This is a genomic window from Caballeronia sp. dw_19, from assembly GCF_018449515.1.
Taxonomy (GTDB): domain Bacteria; phylum Pseudomonadota; class Gammaproteobacteria; order Burkholderiales; family Burkholderiaceae; genus Caballeronia.
Map to the genome: position 1 here is coordinate 12,678 of NZ_JAAVUQ010000031.1, position 21,793 is coordinate 34,470.

Consider the following 21,793-nt stretch of genomic DNA (forward strand, 5'->3'; position numbering starts at 1 on the left):
GCACGCGAAAAACAGCGCTGTGAACGGCACGACGCCGCGTGATGCCTCAACAAACGCGAGACCGGAGGAGACAACGATGGCTGCAAACGATACCCCCGCGCCGCAGGATTTTTCCGCGTTCGAGGGAACACGCCCGGTCAACGAGCGGCAACAATTCGATGTTCCGGCATTATCCGCGTGGCTGGAAACGCATGTTGAAGGCTTTGCCGGACCACTCACCGTCGAGCAGTTTGCCGGCGGCCAATCGAATCCCACGTTCAAGCTCATCACGCCCGCGCGCAGTTATGTGATGCGATCGAAGCCCGGGCCGGCGGCGAAGTTATTGCCATCGGCGCATGCAATCGAGCGTGAATATCGCGTGATGGACGCCCTCGCCGGCACCGACGTTCCCGTCGCCAAAATGTTCGCGCTATGCGAGGACGAAAGCGTGATCGGGCGAGCGTTCTATGTGATGGAGTTCATCGAAGGCCGGGTGTTGTGGGATCAGGCGCTGCCGGGCATGACGCCGTCCGAACGCGGCGCGATCTACAACGAGATGAATCGCGTAATCGCGGCGCTCCATTCGGTGGATATCACGCAAGTCGGGCTTGAGACTTACGGCAAGCCCGGCAATTATTTCGAGCGTCAGATCGGTCGCTGGAGCAAGCAATACGTTGCGTCGGAGACTGAGCCTATCGACGCAATGACCAAGTTGATCGAATGGCTGCCCAAACATATTCCACGCAGCGCAGAAGGCGCGCCGGCGGAACGCGTGTCGATCGTTCATGGCGACTTCCGGCTCGACAACCTGATCTTCCATCCGACGGAACCGCGCGTGCTTGCCGTGCTCGACTGGGAACTGTCCACGCTCGGCGATCCGCTCGCCGATTTCGCTTACCACTGCATGGCGTGGCACGTCGATCCGACGCAATTTCGCGGCATCGGTGGCCTTGATTGGGCAGCGCTTGGCATTCCCGATGAGGACGAATACGTCGCGACATACCTTGCACGCACGGGCTTGACGATTCAGGGCGACTGGAATTTCTACCTCGCGTACAACATGTTCCGCATTGCCGCGATCCTGCAGGGAATCATGAAGCGGGTAAGCGAAGGCACGGCGGCAAGCGCACAGGCTGTTGATGCCGGAAAGCGCGCGAAACCCATGGCCGAACTCGCGTGGTCGTATGCGCAGAAGGTCGGTGAATAGAGATTAATGAGGATAGCATATGAATTTCGATTACACGCCGAAAGTGCAGGAACTGCGCCAGAAGCTAAGCCATTTCTTCGATGAACACATCTACCCGAACGAACGCGCATTCAACAGTGAAGTCGCCGCCAATCGTGCCAACGGCAACGCGTGGGTTCCGACTGATCTGATCGAAAAGCTGAAGGAACAAGCCCGCGATGCCGGCCTCTGGAACCTGTTCCTGCCCGCGTCCGAACGTGGCGCCGGATTGAGCAATCTGGAATACGCGCCGCTCTGCGAGATCATGGGCCGCGTGCCATGGGCGCCGGAAGTCTTCAATTGCGGCGCGCCGGACACGGGCAACATGGAGACCATCGAACGATATGGCAGCGAGCAACAAAAGCTGCAATGGCTCGAACCGTTGCTGCAGGGCGAGATCCGTTCCGCGTTCCTGATGACTGAGCCGGACGTGGCTTCGTCGGATGCGACGAATATTCAGTGCAGCATCCTGCGCGACGGCGACAGCTACGTGATCAACGGCCACAAGTGGTGGTCGTCGGGTGCGGGCGATCCGCGCTGCAAGGTGTATATCGTGATGGGCAAGACCGATCCCGACGCGCCGAAACATCAGCAACAATCGATGATCCTCGTTCCCGCCGATGCGACCGGCATCACCGTGCATCGGCCGCTCTCGGTGTTCGGCTACGACGACGCGCCGCACGGCCACATGGATATCACGCTCGAGGATGTACGCGTGCCGGTATCGAATATGTTACTTGGAGAAGGATGCGGCTTTGAAATCGCGCAGGGACGCCTGGGACCGGGCCGCATTCATCACTGCATGCGCCTGATCGGGCTGGCTGAACGCGCGCTCGAATTGATGTCGAAACGCACGCTGCAACGGGTGGCTTTCGGCAAACCGATCGCCGCGCACGGTGTGACGCAGGAGCGTATTGCCGAGGCGCGCATCATGATCGAACAGGCGCGTCTGCTCACCCTGAAAGCGGCTTACATGATGGACACGGTAGGCAATAAGGGCGCACGCGGCGAGATCGCGATGATCAAAGTGGTAGCGCCGAATATCGCGTGCCAGATCATCGATTGGGCCATTCAGGCGCACGGCGCGGCCGGTGTGTCCGATGACTTTCCGCTGGCCTATGCCTATGCGCATGCACGGACATTGCGGCTTGCCGATGGGCCCGATGAAGTGCATCGGAACGCGATCGCCAAACTGGAGCTTTCACGGTACGCGTGAAGCAATGTTCAGCGTCTTTCTGCGAACTATGGTCTAATTTTTGACAGCGTTTTTGGGCGACGATTCCTGATTGGGCGGAGTCGCCGCTTTCCCCGTGTTGAGCACCAGGAACGAAAATGATCGACGTCTATAGTTGGGCCACGCCGAACGGCCACAAGATTCATATCATGCTCGAAGAACTCGGACTCGAGTACAAAGCCATTCCCATCGATATCGGCGCGGGCGATCAATTCACGCCCGAGTTCCTGGCGATCAGCCCGAACAACAAGATCCCCGCGATTGTCGATAGCGATGGCCCCGAAGGCAAGCCGCTCGCGCTTTTTGAATCCGGTGCGATCCTGTTTTATCTCGCTGAGAAAACGGGGAAGTTCTTGCCTCTCGATCCAGTGGGCCGATACACGACCATGCAGTGGTTGATGTTCCAGATGGGCGGCATTGGACCCATGCTTGGCCAGGCGCATCATTTCCGGATCTACGCGCCGGAGAAGATCGAGTACGCGGTCAATCGATATTCGAACGAAGCCAAGCGCTTATATGGCGTGATGGACAAGCAATTGGGCGTGACGCGGTATCTCGCCGGAAATGACTATTCGATCGCTGATATCGCAACGTTTCCGTGGACACGATCCTGGAAAAACCAGGGTATCGAGCTGGACGAATTTCCGAACGTGAAGCGTTGGTTTGACGAGATTGCTGCGCGGCCGGCGGTTATTCGCGGCGTCGAGGTGCTTGCTTCTGCTCGCAAGGATTTGACCGGCGATAAACAACGCGAAGTGCTGTTTGGGGCGCAGCAATACGCGAGGCGTTAAGCGTAACGCAGCGCAGATTCCTCGCTAGGGGAACCTGCGCGATGACGAGCCCTGCCTTTCAGAAGTAATGCCGGGTGATGAACTCAGCGACGCATACTGGTTTCTCACCGCCTTCTTTCTGCACGGTCACGCGCCAGATCACCTGCACCCCACCCTCTTCCACGTCAGTCACCGTTTCCGCTACGAACCTCGCCCGGAGCTTCGTCCCGACCCGCACCGGCGACATGAACCGCACCTTGTTCATGCCGTAGTTCACGCCCATTTTCTGCTGCAGCGGCACGCACTGATCCAGCCACATCGGGACCAATGCCAAGGTTAAAAATCCATGCGCAATCGGCCCGCCAAACGGCGATTCTTTTTTCGCTCTCTCTACGTCGACGTGGATCCACTGATGATCGTCGGTGGCATCGGCGAATCGGTTCACGCGTGACTGGTCAATTTCCAGCCACTCGCTCACATACTCTTCGCCACCCTCCGCGGCTTTAACCTCGGCTGCGCTCGACAACTTCATTGCGAGTTTCCCGGATGACGAAGCCCGAAGATGGCCGCTGAATCCACGGTCAATACCAACTCGTCATGCTGGTTATAAGCCTCCCAACGCGTGCCGACAATTCCACGATCCGGCTTGCTGGCCGATACGCGCTTGCTCAACACTCGCACGGTCAACCTCACGGTGTCATTCACGCGAACCGGCTTGAGCCAGCGGATGTTATCGAGTCCGGGCGAACCCATCGATGTGGAATCGGCGAGCATGTCACGCACCAGAATGCCCATCATTGCCGAACATGTATTCCAGCCGCTCGCGACTAATCCGCCAAACGGCGATGCCTCGCCACCCGCCTCGCTCAAATGAAAAGGCTGCGGATCATAGCGCCCGGCAAATTCGATAATCTCTTCTTTCAGAAACGTATGGCCGCTCAATTGAGCCACCGCTCCAACCTCGAAATCCTCATAGCTGAACGTCATGCCCGCTCTCCTTTTTCAATGCATCGATTATTTAAACGTCAGTGTCGGCGAATCCAGGCAACGACGCAAACCGTGCCAGATGATGATCGACATCGCCTAACGTTGTCTCGATGATCGACAAGCGCTTGAACCAATGCGCTGCCGCGACTTCGTTCGTCACGCCCATCCCACCATGCAGCTGCACCGCCTGCTGACCGACAAAGCGCGCTGCCTGACCGACGCGTGCCTTGGCTGCAGAAATTGCGCGGCGGCGTTCATCGGCGTCCTCGCTCGTGTATCGCGCGGCGGCAAGATAGGTGATCGAACGCGCCTGCTCGGCGTGAATCAGCATCTCGACCATGCGATGCTGCAACGCCTGGAAACGCGCGATGGGCGTGCCAAATTGCTTACGCTCCTTCGTGTACTCGACCGTCGCGTGATTCAGTGCATCGAGTACGCCGACGGCTTCGGCGCACAGCAGGAACGTAGCGTAATCGGCGATGCGCTCAAGCGTGGCTGCGCCCGTGCTGGCCTTGCCGAGACGATCGGCAGGCGTGCCCGTGAACGTGAGCGTTGCGGCGCGCTGCCCGTCGATCGTCCGATACTCGGTGACTTCCACATTCGCCGCGTCACGCGCAACTGCAAACAACGCGATTTCGCCAGCGAGCCTTGCCGGCACGATCCAGTAGTCCGCCTGTGCGCCGTGAAGGACCAACGACTTCTGGCCACTCAGCACGAAACCATCGCCTTTCTCTTGCGCGGTGGTATCGACCGAGAATAGGTCGTAGCGGGCATGCGGTTCGTGAAACGCCACCGCGAGCTTGATCTCGCCGCTGGCAGCGCGTTCCAGCAATGCGTTCGCGTGGTCATCGCCCACCAGTCGCAGTGCTTCGATGCCCACCGCCGTCGCCCAATACGGCTCCACGACAAGCGCACGTCCAAGTTCCTGCATCACGACCAGCATGTCGGCCGGGCCGCCATCGAAACCGCCTTGCGCTTCAGGCGCCGGCAAGGCCGTCAAGCCTAGTTCGGTAAATGCCGCCCAATGTTTTGCATCGACACCCTCCTTGGACGCCACGATCTTCTGCCGTGCATCGAACGTGTACTCGTTGTCGAGATACCGGCGCAATGCGTCCCTGAACTGTTGCTGCTCATCGGTGAAATTGAAGTCCATGTGCAGCTCCTCACAAGCCCAGAATCATCTGCGCGATGATGTTTTTTTGAATTTCGTTCGAGCCGCCGTAGATCGACGTCTTGCGGAAGTTGAAGTAATACGCGGCAAGCGGCGCGGCGTCGTCGTCACCGGCCAGGCTGTGTTCACGTTCGCCTTCCAGATACGCGGGATCGAACGCGGCAGCCTGCGGGCCGATGGCTTCGACCATGAGTTCGGTCAGCGCCTGCTGGACTTCGGTACCCTTGATCTTGAGCATCGATGCCTCCGGCCCCGGCCCGCGCCCGTTCGCTTCGCTCGCCACGACGCGTTGTACGGTGACCTCGAGCGCCATCATCTCGATCTCCAGCGCGGCAATTTTTGATGAAAACACCGGGTCGCTGAGTAACGAAAGGCCGCCCTTCTTTTGATTGGCGGCGAGCCGTTTCAGGAACACCAGTTCTCGCTTCGATTGCCCCACGCGCGCAATGCCCGTGCGTTCATGCCCGAGCAAATACTTCGCATAGGTCCAGCCGCGATTTTCTTCGCCGACCAGATTCTCAAGCGGCACCTTAACGTCTTCGAGGAACACTTCGTTGACCTCGTGATCTTCGTCGAGCGTGATGATTGGGCGCACGGTGATGCCCGGCGTCTTCATATCGATGAGAAGAAACGAGATGCCTTCCTGTTTCTTCGCGCCGGTGTCGGTGCGCACGAGGCAGAACATCATGTCGGCGAACTGGCCGAGCGTGGTCCAGGTTTTCTGGCCGTTGACCACGTAGTGATCGCCCTGGCGTTCAGCGCGCGTTCTCAGCGACGCCAGATCAGACCCCGATCCGGGTTCCGAATAACCCTGGCACCACCAGTCGGTGCCATCGAGAATGCGCGGGAGATAGTGGGCTTTTTGCGCGTCGCTGCCATATTTCATCAGGACGGGCGCGACCATCGATACCCCGAACGGCAACACGCCGGGCGCACCAATGCGAGCGCATTCTTCGTCCCAGATGTGGCGCTGCGTCGCGTCCCAACCCGGGCCGCCGTACTCCTTCGGCCACGCGACAACCGACCAGCCACGCGTGCCGAGCAGCTTGTGCCAGCTCGCGAAGTCGTCGCGATTCAGACGTTTGTGATCGAGTACCTTGGTCCGCAGAGCTTGCGGCAGGTTGGCGTCGAGCCAGGCGCGGATGTCGGCGCGAAATGCGTCGTCGGCGGGGGAATAATTCAGGTCCATGCGCTGTGTCTCCTGTCATGACCCGGGTCGGCCATGAGGAGACGCGCCTTAGCTGAACCTGTTCAGCTTATTGCAGCGGCTCTTTCAGTGCGGCCGGCACGGACAACGGCATCACGTCGATGCCTTCTTCCATCAATGCGTGCGCATCTTCAGGCGTTGCGACGCCGCGAATATTGCGCGCCGGCGCTTCGTCGTAATGCATGCGCCGCGCCTCTTCAGCAAAACGGTCGCCCACGTTCTCCGTCTTCGCGAGAATTTCCCGCATGAACTGCAGCGCACGCGCCTGAAGCGCCTGGTCGGCGTCTTGCGGCGGTCTGGCCGCTTGCATGACGTTCGACCCGTTCGATCCGGCGGCTTCTTTTTCGCCCTGATCGGAACTGCTCGAAGAGCGGCTCGCCGACAAATTCAGGCGCGGCGCCGACGGCATGCGGCTCACCTCCGTTGTCGAGCACACCGGGCAAGCCACGAGCTTGCGCGACAACTGGGATTCGAACTCATCGGTCGAAGCAAACCAGCCTTCGAAACGATGGTCGTGCGAGCACTTCAAGTCGAGAACCTTCATGCTGATCGGGGCTTGTTAGAAAGTTTAATCGCAAAAACGCGTTTTGTGAACGACCGTTCGCAAAAAATCACATCGCGACCATTTGATAGATGGGTGGAACACACGTTCGATTTTAGCCCGGCGCCGGAACGCGTGCCGAACGACGCGCAGTCCTGATTGAGCAGACAAATAAAAAGCGGCCTTCACGGCCGCTTTTTTGGGGTGCGTCGGGCATTTCAGTCGCAGCTCAGTCGCTGACCGGATCGCCCAACGCCCACTCACCCGACATCACCTTTTCCAGCCAGAAGCTGCCGATGATCGTCTTGACGTCGCTGATATGACCACTTTTGATCCACTCGAAAATCTGCGACCGGTCCGCGATAAACGTCTCCAGGAACTCACCCTCGTCGAGCTTGCTTTCGCCTGCGGTCAAGCCACGGGCCAAATAAAGGTCGATGAATTCAGTGGAGTAGGAAATGACCGGATGAATCCGCGTCAGCAGAAACCACTCGCGTGCTGTATATCCGGTTTCTTCAAGAAGCTCGCGTTTTGCACACGCCAGTTCGCTTTCGTTCGGGTCGATCTTGCCGGCGGGATATTCGAGCAGGACCTTGGCGATCGGATATCGATACTGTCGTTCAAGCAGCACGCGGCCGTCATCGAACAGCGGCAGGATCATCACGGCGCCCGGATGTTCGACGAACTCGCGCGTGGCGTGCTTGCCGTCGGGCAGTTCGACCGTATCGATCTTGAGCGTGAGGAACTTGCCCTTATGCAGCAACGTGCTCTCGACCGTCTTCTCGAGCAAGCCATCGTCGGAGTCGGGGAAATCGAGAGATTGGTCAGCCATCGTGCACCTTGAAAGAGACGCGCTCAACTTTAGAGTTAAACACGAGGATCAAGCCACGACGGCCGTCGCCGTCAGCGGCGCTTGACGAGATACTGGAACGTGAAGCCGGGGAACGCGAGCACCAGGAACAGGCTGAAGGTCACGGCGTAAAACTGCCAGCCCTGCTCGAACCGGTTGCCCGCACGCGCTTCAAGCATAAAGCCGAGCGCGCCCACGACAAAATAAAGCACGATCAATTCCGCGATGCGAATCCAGCCGTTTTTCTTCGTCGTCTTGAGCGAGACGACAGAAAAAAGGCGCTGATTCGCGAACGGGAGGTTAGCGCCGACCAGCGCCAACAACACGATAAACCAGCCCGCTGCCGACATTACAACTGGAACGGCAAGGTATGCGTGATCGCGGCCAGGCAGGCGTTCATCAGCGGTCCGGGGACAATGCCAAGCACCAGCACAGCCAGGCCATTGAACGCGAGCAGCGCGCGCTTCAGGTTGTCCGCGATGATCGGCGATGTATCGGTCGGTGCATCGAAGTACATCAACTTGACGATACGCAGGTAGTAGAACGCACCCACGAGCGACGACATCACAGCCAGCACCGCGAGCCACGTCAGGCCGGCGTTCATGGTGGCCTCGAGCACGGCGAGCTTCGCGTAGAAGCCGACCATCGGCGGAATGCCGGCGAGCGAGAACATCATGATCATCATCACGAATGCGAACACCGGGCTACGCTGGTTCAGGCCCTTGAAGTCGTCGAGCGTTTCGGCTTCGAAGTCCTTGCGTGCCAACAACATGACGATACCGAAGGTGCCGAGCGTGGTCAGCAAATAGATGATGCTGTAGAACATGGCCGAGCTGTATGCGTTCGCGGCGCCGTCAGCCTTGCCGTCGACCACGCCTGCCAGCATGCCGAGCAGCACGAAGCCCATGTTCGAGATAGCCGAGTACGCCAGCATCCGCTTGATGTTCTTCTGCACGATACCCGTCACGTTACCCACGATCAGCGACAACGCGGCCAGGATCACCAGCATCTCTTGCCAGTCCACCGCCAGTGGCAGCAGCGCCATCACGAGGAAACGCAGACCCCACGCAAACGCCGCGGCCTTCGGGCCGCCGCCGGTGAGCAGCGTCATTGCGGTCGGTGCGCCTTGGTACACGTCAGGCACCCACATATGGAACGGCACCGCGCCCATCTTGAACGCCACGCCTGCCACCACGAAGATCACGCCGAACAACAGGACTGCGTCGTTGATGCGGCCAGTTGCGATCGCCTTCGCGACTTCGTTCAGTTCGAGCGAGCCGGTCGCGCCGTACAGCATCGAGATGCCGTAGAGCAGGAAACCCGAAGCGAGCGCGCCAAGTACGTAGTACTTCATCGCGGATTCGTTGGCTTGCGGCGAGTCCTTGCGCAACGCGATCACTGCGTACAACGACAACGACATCAGTTCCAGGCCGAGATACAGCGTCAGGAAGTTGTTGCCGGAAATCATCACGCACTGGCCGAGCAGCGAGAACAAGCCAAGCAGGAAGAAGTCGCCGCGGAACAGGTCGCGATCTTCAAGATACTTGCGTGAATAGATGATCGATACCGCGAAGCCGAGCGTCACGACCGCTTTCATCGCGCTCGCAAACGGATCGACCACGTACATGCGCGTGAAGTAGTAATGCGGCGTGGGATCGAGCGCCTGGAAGGCGAACCACACACCGACCACAATGGCCGACACAACTGAAATCAGGTAGGTCGTGTGACGGCTCTTCACGCCGAAGATGGTGTCGTTCAACCAGGCCACGACGACCATCAACATCAACAGTCCATCGGGTAACAGGGCACTCATGGGGGCGTTTTGCATGATCTATTATTTCCTCCGCACGCGTTACTGGGCCAGCGGCAGTTTGGACTGCGCGACGTGGGAGAGGAGATTTTCTACGGATGCGTGCATCACGTCGGTGAACGGCTTCGGATACAGGCCCATGTACAGCGTGAATACGGCAAGCACGGCGAGCATGAAGAATTCGCGCTTGTTGATGTCCTTCAGCTTCGCCACGTGCTCGTTCGCTATCGCGCCGAACTGCACACGCTTGTACATCCACAGCGTGTAAGCCGCGCCGAGAATCAGCGTGAAGGCAGCCAGGAAACCGATCCAGAAGTTGAACTTCACGGCAGCCAGAATCACCATGAATTCACCAACGAAACCTGAGGTACCCGGCAAGCCGCAGTTGGCCATCGCGAACAGCATGGCGAACGCGGCGAACTTCGGCATGACGTTGACCACACCGCCGTAGTCCGCAATCTGGCGCGAATGCATACGGTCGTACAGCACGCCGATACACAGGAACATCGCACCCGAGACAAAGCCGTGCGAGATCATCTGGATGATCGCGCCTTCCATGCCGAGCGTGCTGAAGATGAAGAAACCCAGCGTGACGAAGCCCATGTGCGCAATCGACGAATACGCCACCAGCTTCTTCATGTCTTCCTGCACCAGCGCCACGAAGCCGATGTAGATCACCGCGATCAAGGACAACGTGATCACCACCGGCGCCAGGAAATGACTGGCATCGGGCGCGATAGGCAGCGAGAAGCGGATGAAACCGTACGCACCGAGCTTCAGCATGATCGCGGCCAGCACGACCGAGCCGCCCGTCGGCGCTTCCACGTGGGCGTCAGGCAACCACGTGTGAACCGGCCACATCGGCACCTTCACGGCGAAGGCCAGGAAGAACGCGATGAACAGCAATATCTGCGGCGTGAAACCGATCTTCAGCGCGTGCCACGCAGCGATGTCGAACGTGTGCGTCTGTGTGTACAGATACAGCAACGCGATCAGCATCAGCAGCGAGCCCATCAGCGTGTACAGGAAGAACTTGAACGCGGCATACACGCGGTTCGGCCCGCCCCACACACCGATGATGATGTACATCGGAATCAGCGTTGCTTCGAAGAAGACGTAGAACAACATGCCGTCGGCGGTCGAGAACACGCCGATCATGAGGCCCGACAAGATCAGGAACGCGGCCAGGTATTGCGCCACGCGAACCGTGATGACTTCCCACGCGCTGATGATCGTGACCACCGTGATCAACGCGGTCAAGACGACGAACCACATGGAAAGACCGTCGACACCCAGGTGATACGAGATGTTGAAGCGATCGATCCAGACAGCCTTTTCTTCGAACTGCAGCGCGGCCGACGAGTTGTCGAAGCCGGTAATCAGGGGAATGGTGACGACCAGCCCAAGAATCGAGCCGATCAGCGCAAGCCAGCGCGACGGGCCCGGATTGCTGTCATTGCCTATTGCCAGTACCAGGATGCCGACAATGATCGGCGTCCAGATCGCGAGACTAAGAATGGGTAAAGAGTGCATAGATAGGTGTCCCCGCCTTATTTGCCGCCGAGCGTTACAAACAGGGTCAAGAGCCCCAACATGCCAATGATCATGGCGAACGCGTAGTGATAGATGTAACCGGATTGAAGGAAGCGAATCACACCGGCAAACCAGCCGACGAACTTCGCGAGACCGTTGACGATGCCGTCGATGACCGCGACATCGCCCTCTTTCCAGAGTCCGCGGCCAATGGCGACCGCGCCCTTTGCAAATACGACTTCATTGATCTTGTCGAGGTAGTACTTGTTGTCGAGCAAGGTCCAGATCGGCAGGAAGCGTTGCTTGATCACGCCCGGCAAATCCGTGCGCTTCCAGTACAGGAACCACGACACCACCACGCCAGCGAGCGCCAGCCACACCGGCAAGCCCTCGACTGAACTCAGGCCCATCGCAAACCAGCCGTGGAATTCCTCGGCCATTTCATGCAGCGCCGGATGGTTTTCGCCGATGAAGATCACCTTGTCGAACACCACGCCATGCGCGAAGAAGTCGCCGAACAACATGGGGCCGATCGCGATTGCGCCGATGATCACCGACGGAATCGCCAGCAGGATCAGCGGAAGCGTGATGACCCATGGTGTTTCGTGCGGAACGTGCGGGCCGTGACCATGACCGTGATCGTCATGACCGTGTGAATCATGCGCGTCGTGTGCATGTGCCGCAGCTTCGATCGCCATCGGGCTTTCCGGATGCTTCGGACCGCGGAAACGCTCCTTGCCGTGGAACACCAGGAAGTACATGCGGAACGAATACAGCGCCGTGACGAACACGCTTGCCACCACCGCGAAATACGCGAAACCCGAGCCGGCGATGTGCGAGGCCTTCACGGCATCGATGATCGAATCCTTCGAGTAGAAGCCCGAGAAGAACGGTGTACCGATCAGCGCCAGCGAACCGATCAGTGACGTGATCCACGTGATCGGCATGTACTTACGCAGGCCGCCCATGTTGCGCATGTCCTGGTCGTGGTGCATGCCGATGATCACCGAACCCGCGCCAAGGAACAGCAGCGCTTTGAAGAACGCATGCGTCGCCAGGTGAAACACCGCCACCGGGTAAGCGGAGACGCCGAGCGCCACCGTCATGTAACCGAGTTGCGAGAGCGTGGAGTAAGCCACCACGCGCTTGATGTCGTTCTGCACCACACCAAGAAAACCCATGAACAGCGCGGTGATCGCGCCGATCACCGTCACGAACGACAACGCCGAATCCGACAATTCGAACAGCGGCGACATGCGCGTGACCATGAAAATACCGGCCGTCACCATGGTTGCCGCGTGGATCAGCGCCGAGATCGGCGTCGGGCCTTCCATGGAGTCCGGCAGCCACACGTGCAGCGGGAACTGCGCCGACTTACCCATCGCACCAATGAACAGGCAGATACAGGCAACGGTCAGCAGACCCCAGTCCGTGCCCGGGAACGTCATGCCGGCCAGCGCGGTACGGTGAGCGAAGACATCGCCGTAATTCAGCGAACCCGCAAACGCCAGCAACAAGCCGATGCCGAGCAGGAATCCGAAGTCGCCCACGCGGTTCACGATGAACGCCTTCATGTTCGCGTAGATGGCCGTCGGACGCGTGAAGTAGAAGCCGATCAGCAGGTACGACACGAGACCCACCGCTTCCCAGCCGAAGAACAACTGCAGGAAGTTGTTGCTCATCACGAGCATCAGCATGGAGAACGTGAAGAGCGAGATATACGAGAAGAAGCGCTCGTAGCCCACTTTCTCGTCGGCCATGTAGCCGATCGTGTAGATGTGCACCATCAGCGAGACGAAGGTGACGATCACCATCATCATCGCGGTGAGCGAGTCGACCAGGAAGCCGATCTCCATCTTCAGCGGACCGACCGTCATCCATTCGTAGATGGTCGCGTTGAAGCTCGCGCCCTGCATCACGTCGACCAGGACGAAGCAGGAGAGCACGAACGAGATCATCACGCCGAGGATCGTGATGCGGTGCGAAGCCTTGCGCCCGATCTTCCAGCCGAACAGGCCGGCGATCAGCGAACCGGCAAGTGGCGCCAGCGCAATCGTGAGCAGAAGGTTTTCATTGAGTGTCGTGGACATATCTGTCTTGCCTGAAATTAACCTTTGAGCTGATCGAGGTCTTCGACGTTGATCGTGTCGAGACTGCGGAACAATGTGACCAGGATAGCGAGGCCGATTGCGGCTTCAGCCGCCGCGACCGTCAGCACGAAGAACACGAAGATCTGTCCGTGGATGTCGCCGAGATAATGCGAGAAGGCGACGAAGTTCGTGTTGACCGCCAGCAGCATCAATTCGATCGCCATCAAGATGATGATGATGTTACGTCGATTCAGAAAAATGCCGACGATGCTGATCGCGAACAGGATCGCGCCAAGCACAAGGTAATGGGCAAGACTCAACATGGTTATTTTTCTCCTCAGCCTTTGTTGTCGACCGTGCCGGCGCCGGCATTGCCGGTCACGGGCGGATTGGTCGTGGCGTCCGGCGCTTCTTTCTCGGACTTCATCTTGACGATCCGCACGCGATCTTTCGCCCGCACCTTGACCTGGTCGCTGATGCGCTGGCGCTTGCTGTCCTTCTTCTCGCGAACGGTCAGCGAGACGGCCGCGATAATGGCCACCAGCAGGATCAGGCCGGCAATTTCAAACGCGAAGATATAGTCGGTGTAGATGACCTTGCCGATCAGCTGCGTGTTCGACATCACCGCGTTCGGGCCCACGCCGGAACCCACCCCGTTGACCAGCATCGCGTCGCGCACCGGCGTCACCGTCGCGCCGTAACCGTGCCAAAGAATCAGCGCGGTTTCTATGATGATGATCGCGCCCACAATGCTCGCTATAGGCACGAACTTCTTGAAGTCGCCGTGCAGCACGTCGAGGTTGATGTCCAGCATCATCACCACGAAGAGGAACAGCACCATCACCGCGCCGACGTAGACGAGAACCAGCAGAATGGCGAGGAATTCGGCCTCAAGCAGCATCCAGATCGCGGCCGCGTTGAAGAACGCGAGCACGAGGAACAAGGCGGACGCCACCGGATTGCGCGAAGTGATCACCTTCAACGCCGAGACAACCAGCAGCAGCGCGAAGATGTAAAACAGTACGGTCGTGAATTCCATGATTACCGGTTCATCGTTAGGCTTTGTGTTTTGACACAAGCACGCCGTGTCGCGTTTTTTAAGAACGCAACCTACAAGCTTGGCGCGCGGGCCGGAACAGCAGGTCAATTCAAATGCAGGAACAGCAAGGGGCGCGGCGGTGTTCAGCTTGCTCTGCCCCGCTCCGCTTTATTGCGTTTTTACCGCGTCTTACCGATAAGGCGCATCAGCCGCTTTCGCAGCAGCAATCTCCGTTTCATAACGGTCGCCTACTGCGAGCAACATGTCTTTCGTGAAATACAGGTCGCCGCGCTTCTCGCCGTGATATTCGAGGATGTGCGTTTCGACGATCGAATCGACCGGGCAGCTTTCTTCGCAGAAACCGCAGAAGATGCATTTGGTCAGGTCGATGTCATAACGCGTGGTACGGCGTGTGTTGTCAGCGCGTGTTTCCGATTCAATCGTGATGGCAAGCGCCGGGCACACAGCCTCGCACAGCTTGCACGCGATGCAACGCTCTTCGCCATTTTCGTATCGGCGCAATGCATGCAGGCCACGGAAACGCGGGGAGATCGGGGTCTTCTCTTCCGGGAACTGAACAGTGACCTTGCGCTGGAACAGGTAACCGCCTGTCAGCGCCAGACCCTTCAGCAACTCGGTCAGGAAAAACGTTTTGAAGAAATTCTGTAGTGCGTTCATGGTTATTTCATCCGCCCATTATTTCCAGATGTTCAGCGGCGACATGATCCAGAACCCGACCACGACCACCCACACCACCGACACCGGCAGAAAGATTTTCCAGCCGAGACGCATGATCTGGTCGTAGCGATAACGCGGGAACGTCGCACGGGCCCAGATGAACACCGACAGCAGGAAGAAGATCTTCAGCACGAACCAGAAAATGCCCGGGATGAAGGACAGGAAACCAAACGGTGCGCTCCAGCCGCCGAGGAACAGCGTGGTTGCAATTGCCGAGATCACGATCATGTTGATGTATTCGGCGAGGAAGAACAGCGCGAACGCCATGCCGGAATAATCGATCATGTGACCCGCGACAATCTCCGACTCGCCTTCCACCACGTCGAACGGGTGGCGGTTCGTTTCAGCAATGCCCGACACGAAGTACACAACGAACATGGGCAGCAGCGGCAACCAGTTCCACGAGAGGAAGTTGATACCCCAGTTCGCGAAGATGCCCTGTTCCTGCGACACCACGATGGCCGACATATTCAGGCTGCCCGTGACCATCAGCACGACGACGAGCGCGAAGCCCATCGAGATTTCGTACGAGACCATTTGCGCTGCCGCGCGCATTGCGCCGAGGAACGCGTACTTCGAGTTCGACGCCCAGCCGGCGAGAATCACGCCATACACGCCGACGGACGAAATCGCCATCACGTAAAGCAAGCCCGCGTTGATGTCGCCGAGCACCGCTTTCGCCTGGAACGGAATCACCGCCCACACCGCGAACGCGGGCACGACAGTCATGATTGGCGCGATCAGGTAGATCCAGCGACTGGCTTGCGTCGGCTGAATCACTTCCTTCAGCAGCAGCTTCAGCACGTCGGCGATCGGCTGCAACAGACCGAGCGGACCCACGCGATTCGGGCCGAGACGAACGTGCATCCAGCCGATGAGCTTGCGTTCCCACAGAATCAGGTACGCCACGCACAGCAGGATCACCACCGAGACCACGAGAATGCGGACTAGCGCCCACACCGTCGGCCAGGCGACGCCGAGAATCTGCGTCCCGCCTGCGTTGATCGTATCGAACAAGCCCATTTACGCCTTCTCCACTACCAGTTCACCGAACAGAGCCCCGAGCGCTGCACCGGCCGACGTTCCCGCCGATACACGCACCACGCTTTCCGCCAGGTTCGCATCGCGAACTGCCGGCAGGACCACCGCGAGATCACCTTGGGCAACGCGTACTGCGTCGCCGTTTTTCAGACCGAGTTTCTCGAACAGCGACGTCGGCAGCGCAACTACATTCGCGTCGCGCGCGGCAGTCGTCAGATGCAACGATTCAGCACGACGCGACAATGCGTCGGCGTGATAAATCGGCGTGTCGGCGAGACGTTCGTAGCTGCCTTCCTTAGGCTGAGCCGCTTTCGCAACCGCCTTGATCGCCACGTTCGTCTTGTTCGACAGACGCGCCGTCAGATCGCCCGTGCCCAATGCGGCATCGCGGACTTCTTCGGCGGTATCGAATTCGAAACCCTTCAAGCCGAGGATGCTGCCCAGCACGCGCAGCACCTTCCAGCCCGGACGCGTTTCGCCCAGCGGACGCACCACGCCGTTGAACGTCTGCGCGGTACCTTCAGCGTTGACGAACGTGCCCGACGTTTCCGTGAACGGTGCGATCGGCAGCAGCACGTCGGCGTAGTCGGCGCCATGCTTGAAGGCCGACAGCGCGACGACCATTTCCGCCTGCTTCAATGCGGCGAGCGCAAGAGCTGGGTTGGCGGTATCGAATGCGGGTTCGACGTTGAACAGCACATAACCCTTGCGCGGCTGCTCGAATACTTCACGTGCGTTCAGACCGCCTTCGCCCGGCAGTGCATCGACGAGATGCGCGCCAACTGTATTGGCCGCTTCCGTCAGATAACCCAGCGTGGCGCCGGTGCTGTCCGCGATCCACTGGCATACCGCCTGGATCTGCGCGAACTGCGGATGCTGAACCGCGCTGTTGCCGAGCAACACCACGCGCTTGTCACCCGCCGACAACGACGCTGCAATGTCTTTCGCAGCCGCTGACGCTTCGTGTGAAGCGAACGCTTCCGGCACTGCGACGCCTCGTGCTTCGGCTACCGCTGCGGCGAGACTGCCGAGGCGATCGAGCCATTCCGACGGTGCCGCGACCACGCGATGCGCAGCCGGAATCAGCGAGTCATCATTCGTGGCGTTCAGGAACGTGAGCTTCGCGCCGCCCTTCGCGGCTTGCCGCAGACGCGCTGCGAACAGCGGATGATCGCGACGCAGGAACGAACCGACTACAAACGCCGTGTCGATATTCGTCAGGTCTGCGATCTTCACACCAAGCCACGGCGCGCTGTCCGACACCGGCGCCGAGAAGTCGCTCTGACGGAGGCGGAAGTCGACGTTCGGTGTACCCACGCCTTCAGCAAATTGCTTCAGCAGATACAGTTCTTCGACCGTGCTATGCGGCGTAGCCAAGGCAGCGATCTGATTCGCGCCGTGATCGGCCGTAATGCCCTTGATACCCTTTGCCACATATTCCAGCGCCGTTTGCCAGTCGGTCTCGATCCACTTGCCGCCCTGCTTCAACATGGGCTGCGTGAGACGTTCGTCGCTGTTCAGCGCTTCATACGAGAAACGATCCTTGTCCGAGATCCAGCATTCGTTGATGGCTTCGTTTTCCATCGGCAGAACGCGCATCACGCGGTTGTTCTTCACTTGCACGACCAGGTTCGCGCCGACGGAATCGTGCGGGCTGATCGACTTGCGGCGCGACAACTCCCACGTACGGGCGCTGTAGCGGAACGGCTTGCTCGTCAACGCGCCGACCGGGCACAGGTCGATCATGTTGCCCGACAGTTCCGAGTCCACCGTCTTGCCGACGAACGACGTAATTTCCGAGTGCTCGCCACGACCCAGCATGCCGAGTTCCATCACGCCGGCCACTTCCTGACCGAAACGGACGCAACGCGTGCAATGGATGCAACGCGTCATCTCTTCCATCGAGATCAGCGGTCCGACGTTCTTGTGGAACACCACGCGCTTTTCTTCGTTGTAGCGCGATTGCGACTTGCCGTAACCCACGGCCAGATCCTGCAATTGGCATTCACCGCCCTGGTCGCAGATCGGGCAATCGAGCGGGTGATTGATCAGCAGGAATTCCATCACGGACTGCTGCGCCTTCACGGCCTTGTCCGATTTCGTGCGCACGATCATGCCCGCCGACACCGGCGTGGCACAGGCGGGAACCGCCTTCGGCATTTTCTCGACTTCGACCAGGCACATCCGGCAGTTCGCCGCGATCGACAGCTTCTTGTGATAGCAAAAGTGCGGAATGTAGGTATCGACCTTATGCGCAGCCTGGATCACCATGCTGCCTTCAGGCACTTCTACACTTTTGCCGTCGATTTCTAGTTCAACCATGATGGGGAATGGTCCTTGGCCTGATCACTGATCACGCGGTAAGCGCTTCGGACGTGTGCGCATGATGCGCGTGTCCGTCGACGAGACAATGTTTATGCTCGACGTGATATTCAAATTCGTCCCAGAAGTGCTTCAGCATGCCGCGCACCGGCATGGCCGCCGCGTCGCCGAGAGCACAGATGGTGCGACCCATGATGTTTTCGGCGACCGAGTTCAGCAGATCCAGGTCTTCCTTGCGCCCGAGTCCATGTTCGATCCGATGCACCACGCGATACAGCCAGCCCGTACCTTCACGGCAAGGCGTGCATTGACCACATGATTCTTCGTAATAGAAATACGAAAGACGCAGCAGCGAACGCACCATGCAGCGCGTTTCGTTCATCACGATCACGGCGCCCGAACCGAGCATTGACCCGGCTTTCGCGATGGCGTCGTAGTCCATGTCGGTGTTCAACATGATCTCGCCCGGAATCACGGGTGCCGACGATCCGCCCGGGATCACCGCTTTCACCGACTTGCCGCGCACACCGCCAGCCAGATCGAGCAAGGTGGCGAACGATGTACCGAGCGGCACTTCGAAGTTGCCCGGACGATTGACGTCGCCGGCAACCGAGAAGATCTTCGTGCCGCCGTTATTCGGCTTGCCGATCTCGAGATACTTCTGCGGGCCAATAGCCAGCAGGAACGGCACGGCAGCGAACGTTTCCGTGTTGTTGATCGTGGTCGGCTTGCCATACACGCCGAAACTCGCCGGGAACGGCGGCTTGAAGCGCGGCTGGCCTTTCTTGCCTTCCAGCGACTCAAGCAGCGCAGTTTCTTCGCCGCAAATATACGCACCGTAACCATGATGCGCATGCAGTTCGAACGAGAAGCCCGAACCCAGAATATTCGCACCGAGGTACCCGGCCGCACGCGCTTCTTCAAGCGCCTGTTCGAAGATCTTGTAGACCTCGAAAATCTCGCCGTGAATATAGTTGTAGCCGACCGTGATGCCCATGGCGTACGCGCCGATGGCCATGCCTTCGATCAGCGAATGCGGATTCCAGCGCAGGATGTCGCGGTCTTTGAACGTACCCGGTTCGCCTTCGTCCGAGTTGCAGACGAGGTACTTCTGCCCCGGGAACTGACGCGGCATGAAGCTCCACTTGAGGCCGGTCGGGAAACCCGCACCGCCGCGGCCACGCAAGCCGGACGCCTTGACGTCGGCAATGACCTGCTCTTGCGGAATTTTTTCTTCAAGAATGCGGCGCAGCTGGGCGTAACCGCCGCGCGCCACATAATCTTCGAGGTGCCAGTTGTCGCCGTTGAGGCCGGCGAGAATCAGGGGCTGGATGTGGCGGTCGTGAAGAGACGTCATTTCGATAGTTCCTCGAGGAGCGTGTCGATCCGCTCGCGACTCATGAAACTGCACATACGGTGATTGTTCACGAGCAACACGGGGGCATCGCCGCACGCGCCGAAACATTCGCCTTCTTTCAAGGTGAATTTGCCGTCGGCGGTGGTTTCGCCAAAGTCGATGCCGAGCTTTTGCTTCAGGTATTCAGCAGCGCTTTCGGAGCCGCCGTCCGGACCGAGTTGGCACGGCAAGTTCGTACAGAGCGTGATCTTGTATTTGCCGACCGGCGAGGTGTTGTACATGGTGTAGAACGTCGCCACTTCCTGCACGGCCACGGCGGGCATGCTGAGGTAGTCGGCCACGAACTGCATCAGTTCCGGCGATAGCCAGCCGTGCTCTTCCTGAGCGACGGTCAACGCCGACATCACCGCGGACTGTTTCTGGTCCACGGGATATTTCGCGATCGCGCGATCGATTTCTTTCAGGCCTTCAGCTGAGATCATTTCAGACACGACTCTTTCAGTTCCTACCGAACGAAAACCCGCCGCGCCCTTCTTTTGCGGCAGACCTGGCGTCCTGCTGTTGTTGGTTCGCCGGCGTGCTCAGCGCTATTGCGCGTGCATGCCGGCGTGGTGCGGCGCAGAATCCTGGCGACTGCATGTCAGCGATCGATCTCACCGAACACGATGTCCTGCGTGCCGATGATCGTCACCGCGTCCGCAATCATGTGACCGCGAGCCATTTCGTCGAGTGAAGCAAGATGCGCATAACCCGGAGCACGAATCTTCAGCCGATACGGCTTGTTCGCGCCATCCGAAATCAGATAGATACCGAACTCGCCCTTCGGATGCTCGATTGCCGCGTAAGTCTCGCCTTCGGGAACGTGAAAACCTTCCGTGAAGAGCTTGAAATGGTGAATCAGCTCTTCCATGTTGGTCTTCATGCCCACGCGCGACGGCGGCGCAATCTTGTGATTGTCGACCATCACCGGGCCTGGATTCTTACGAAGCCAGTCAATACATTGTTTCGCGATGCGGGTGGACTGACGCATTTCTTCCACGCGCACGAGATAACGGTCGTAACAATCGCCGTTCACGCCGACCGGAATGTCAAAGTCCAGTTGGTCATAGACTTCGTACGGCTGCTTCTTGCGCAAATCCCATTCAATGCCCGAGCCACGCAGCATCGCGCCGGTCATGCCGAGCTGCAACGCGCGCTCAGGACTGACCACGCCGATACCCACCAGCCGCTGCTTCCAGATACGATTGTCGGTCAGCAGCGTCTCGTATTCGTCGACGCACTTCGGAAACCGGCCGAAAAACTCTTCGATAAAATCGAGCAACGAACCCTGACGGGTTTCGTTCATCCGTGACAACGCCTTCGCATTGCGGATTTTCGACGCTTTGTATTGCGGCATTGCGTCAGGCAGGTCGCGATATACGCCGCCCGGACGGTAATACGCTGCGTGCATCCGTGCGCCGGAGACCGCTTCGTACACGTCCATCAGGTCTTCACGTTCGCGGAACGCATACAGAAACACCGCCATGGCACCGACGTCCAACGCGTGCGAGCCGATCCACATCAGGTGGTTCAGCACGCGCGTGATTTCGTCGAACAGCACGCGGATATATTTCGCGCGAATGGGGATGTCGATGCCGAGCAGCTTCTCGATCGCCAACACGTAGCCGTGCTCGTTGGCCATCATCGACACATAGTCGAGACGGTCCATGTACGGTACGGACTGAATGAAGGTCTTCGATTCCGCGAGCTTTTCAGTCGCGCGATGCAGCAGCCCGATATGCGGATCGGCGCGCTGAATCACTTCGCCGTCCAGTTCCAGCACGAGGCGCAGCACACCGTGCGCGGCCGGGTGTTGTGGGCCGAAATTGAGCGTGTAGTTCTTGATCTCTGCCATGGCGT

21 protein-coding genes are annotated in these 21,793 nt (G+C 59.0%); 3 read left to right on the forward strand and 18 right to left on the reverse strand.

Annotated features, from left to right (window positions below; all coding sequences use genetic code 11):
- The first annotated feature begins 76 nt into the window (after window positions 1–76).
- The 3 genes from HB376_RS30265 to HB376_RS30275 all read left to right on the forward strand — a co-directional run bounded on the left by HB376_RS30265 (window position 77) and on the right by HB376_RS30275 (window position 3,229).
- Window positions 77–1,186, forward strand: coding sequence for a phosphotransferase (locus tag HB376_RS30265; RefSeq protein ID WP_213767358.1), 1,110 nt, complete (start codon window positions 77–79; stop codon window positions 1,184–1,186).
- Window positions 1,187–1,205: 19 nt separating this feature from the next.
- On the forward strand, window positions 1,206–2,420 hold the full coding sequence (locus tag HB376_RS30270; RefSeq protein ID WP_213767359.1) for an acyl-CoA dehydrogenase family protein: 1,215 nt from the start codon (window positions 1,206–1,208) through the stop codon (window positions 2,418–2,420).
- A 116-nt stretch (window positions 2,421–2,536) separates the two neighbouring features.
- Complete coding sequence (locus tag HB376_RS30275; RefSeq protein WP_213767360.1) at window positions 2,537–3,229, forward strand: glutathione binding-like protein; 693 nt, start codon at window positions 2,537–2,539, stop codon at window positions 3,227–3,229.
- 58 nt (window positions 3,230–3,287) lie between these two features.
- On the opposite strand, the gene HB376_RS30280 is transcribed toward HB376_RS30275, so the two are convergent.
- From HB376_RS30280 to HB376_RS30365, 18 genes are all read right to left on the reverse strand, one after another.
- Complete coding sequence (locus tag HB376_RS30280; protein ID WP_213767361.1) at window positions 3,288–3,740, reverse strand: MaoC family dehydratase; 453 nt, start codon at window positions 3,738–3,740, stop codon at window positions 3,288–3,290.
- Window positions 3,737–4,195: a MaoC family dehydratase gene (locus HB376_RS30285; protein ID WP_213767362.1), complete on the reverse strand. Its 459-nt coding sequence runs from the start codon at window positions 4,193–4,195 to the stop codon at window positions 3,737–3,739. Before HB376_RS30285 ends, HB376_RS30280 begins: the two co-directional genes overlap by 4 nt.
- Before the next feature lie 31 nt (window positions 4,196–4,226).
- A complete protein-coding gene (locus HB376_RS30290) occupies window positions 4,227–5,348 on the reverse strand; it encodes an acyl-CoA dehydrogenase (protein ID WP_213767363.1) in 1,122 nt (373 codons plus the stop codon).
- A 10-nt stretch (window positions 5,349–5,358) separates the two neighbouring features.
- Complete coding sequence (locus tag HB376_RS30295; protein WP_213767364.1) at window positions 5,359–6,555, reverse strand: acyl-CoA dehydrogenase family protein; 1,197 nt, start codon at window positions 6,553–6,555, stop codon at window positions 5,359–5,361.
- 67 nt (window positions 6,556–6,622) lie between these two features.
- Window positions 6,623–7,117: a DUF1178 family protein gene (locus HB376_RS30300; protein WP_213767365.1), complete on the reverse strand. Its 495-nt coding sequence runs from the start codon at window positions 7,115–7,117 to the stop codon at window positions 6,623–6,625.
- Window positions 7,118–7,343: 226 nt separating this feature from the next.
- On the reverse strand, window positions 7,344–7,946 hold the full coding sequence (locus tag HB376_RS30305; protein WP_213767366.1) for an NUDIX hydrolase: 603 nt from the start codon (window positions 7,944–7,946) through the stop codon (window positions 7,344–7,346).
- Between the two features lie 71 nt (window positions 7,947–8,017).
- Window positions 8,018–8,314 (reverse strand): DUF2818 family protein, encoded by a 297-nt coding sequence (locus tag HB376_RS30310; RefSeq protein WP_213767367.1) that lies wholly within the window; start codon window positions 8,312–8,314, stop codon window positions 8,018–8,020.
- Window positions 8,314–9,792, reverse strand: coding sequence for an NADH-quinone oxidoreductase subunit NuoN (gene nuoN / locus HB376_RS30315; RefSeq protein ID WP_213767368.1), 1,479 nt, complete (start codon window positions 9,790–9,792; stop codon window positions 8,314–8,316). The genes HB376_RS30310 and nuoN overlap by 1 nt, the downstream gene beginning before the upstream one ends.
- A 24-nt stretch (window positions 9,793–9,816) precedes the next feature.
- Complete coding sequence (locus tag HB376_RS30320) at window positions 9,817–11,307, reverse strand: NADH-quinone oxidoreductase subunit M (RefSeq protein WP_213767369.1); 1,491 nt, start codon at window positions 11,305–11,307, stop codon at window positions 9,817–9,819.
- Between the two features lie 17 nt (window positions 11,308–11,324).
- Entirely contained in the window at window positions 11,325–13,397 is a 2,073-nt protein-coding gene (gene nuoL / locus HB376_RS30325) for an NADH-quinone oxidoreductase subunit L (RefSeq protein ID WP_213767370.1), read from the reverse strand.
- A 17-nt stretch (window positions 13,398–13,414) separates the two neighbouring features.
- Complete coding sequence (gene nuoK / locus HB376_RS30330) at window positions 13,415–13,720, reverse strand: NADH-quinone oxidoreductase subunit NuoK (protein ID WP_158933863.1); 306 nt, start codon at window positions 13,718–13,720, stop codon at window positions 13,415–13,417.
- A gap of 14 nt (window positions 13,721–13,734) precedes the next feature.
- Window positions 13,735–14,436 (reverse strand): NADH-quinone oxidoreductase subunit J, encoded by a 702-nt coding sequence (locus HB376_RS30335; protein ID WP_213767371.1) that lies wholly within the window; start codon window positions 14,434–14,436, stop codon window positions 13,735–13,737.
- Window positions 14,437–14,625: 189 nt separating this feature from the next.
- Complete coding sequence (gene nuoI / locus HB376_RS30340) at window positions 14,626–15,114, reverse strand: NADH-quinone oxidoreductase subunit NuoI (protein ID WP_050381450.1); 489 nt, start codon at window positions 15,112–15,114, stop codon at window positions 14,626–14,628.
- Window positions 15,115–15,132: 18 nt separating this feature from the next.
- Window positions 15,133–16,197 carry an NADH-quinone oxidoreductase subunit NuoH gene (nuoH, locus tag HB376_RS30345; protein WP_213767372.1) on the reverse strand — a complete coding sequence of 355 codons (1,065 nt, stop codon included), beginning with the start codon at window positions 16,195–16,197 and terminating at the stop codon, window positions 15,133–15,135.
- Complete coding sequence (nuoG, locus tag HB376_RS30350; protein ID WP_213767373.1) at window positions 16,198–18,537, reverse strand: NADH-quinone oxidoreductase subunit NuoG; 2,340 nt, start codon at window positions 18,535–18,537, stop codon at window positions 16,198–16,200.
- A gap of 31 nt (window positions 18,538–18,568) precedes the next feature.
- Window positions 18,569–19,894, reverse strand: coding sequence for an NADH-quinone oxidoreductase subunit NuoF (gene nuoF, locus HB376_RS30355; protein ID WP_213767374.1), 1,326 nt, complete (start codon window positions 19,892–19,894; stop codon window positions 18,569–18,571).
- On the reverse strand, window positions 19,891–20,376 hold the full coding sequence (nuoE, locus tag HB376_RS30360; RefSeq protein WP_213767375.1) for an NADH-quinone oxidoreductase subunit NuoE: 486 nt from the start codon (window positions 20,374–20,376) through the stop codon (window positions 19,891–19,893). The genes nuoF and nuoE overlap by 4 nt, the downstream gene beginning before the upstream one ends.
- A 158-nt stretch (window positions 20,377–20,534) precedes the next feature.
- Window positions 20,535–21,788 (reverse strand): NADH-quinone oxidoreductase subunit D, encoded by a 1,254-nt coding sequence (locus HB376_RS30365; RefSeq protein WP_089164957.1) that lies wholly within the window; start codon window positions 21,786–21,788, stop codon window positions 20,535–20,537.
- Between the last annotated feature and the right edge of the window lie 5 nt (window positions 21,789–21,793).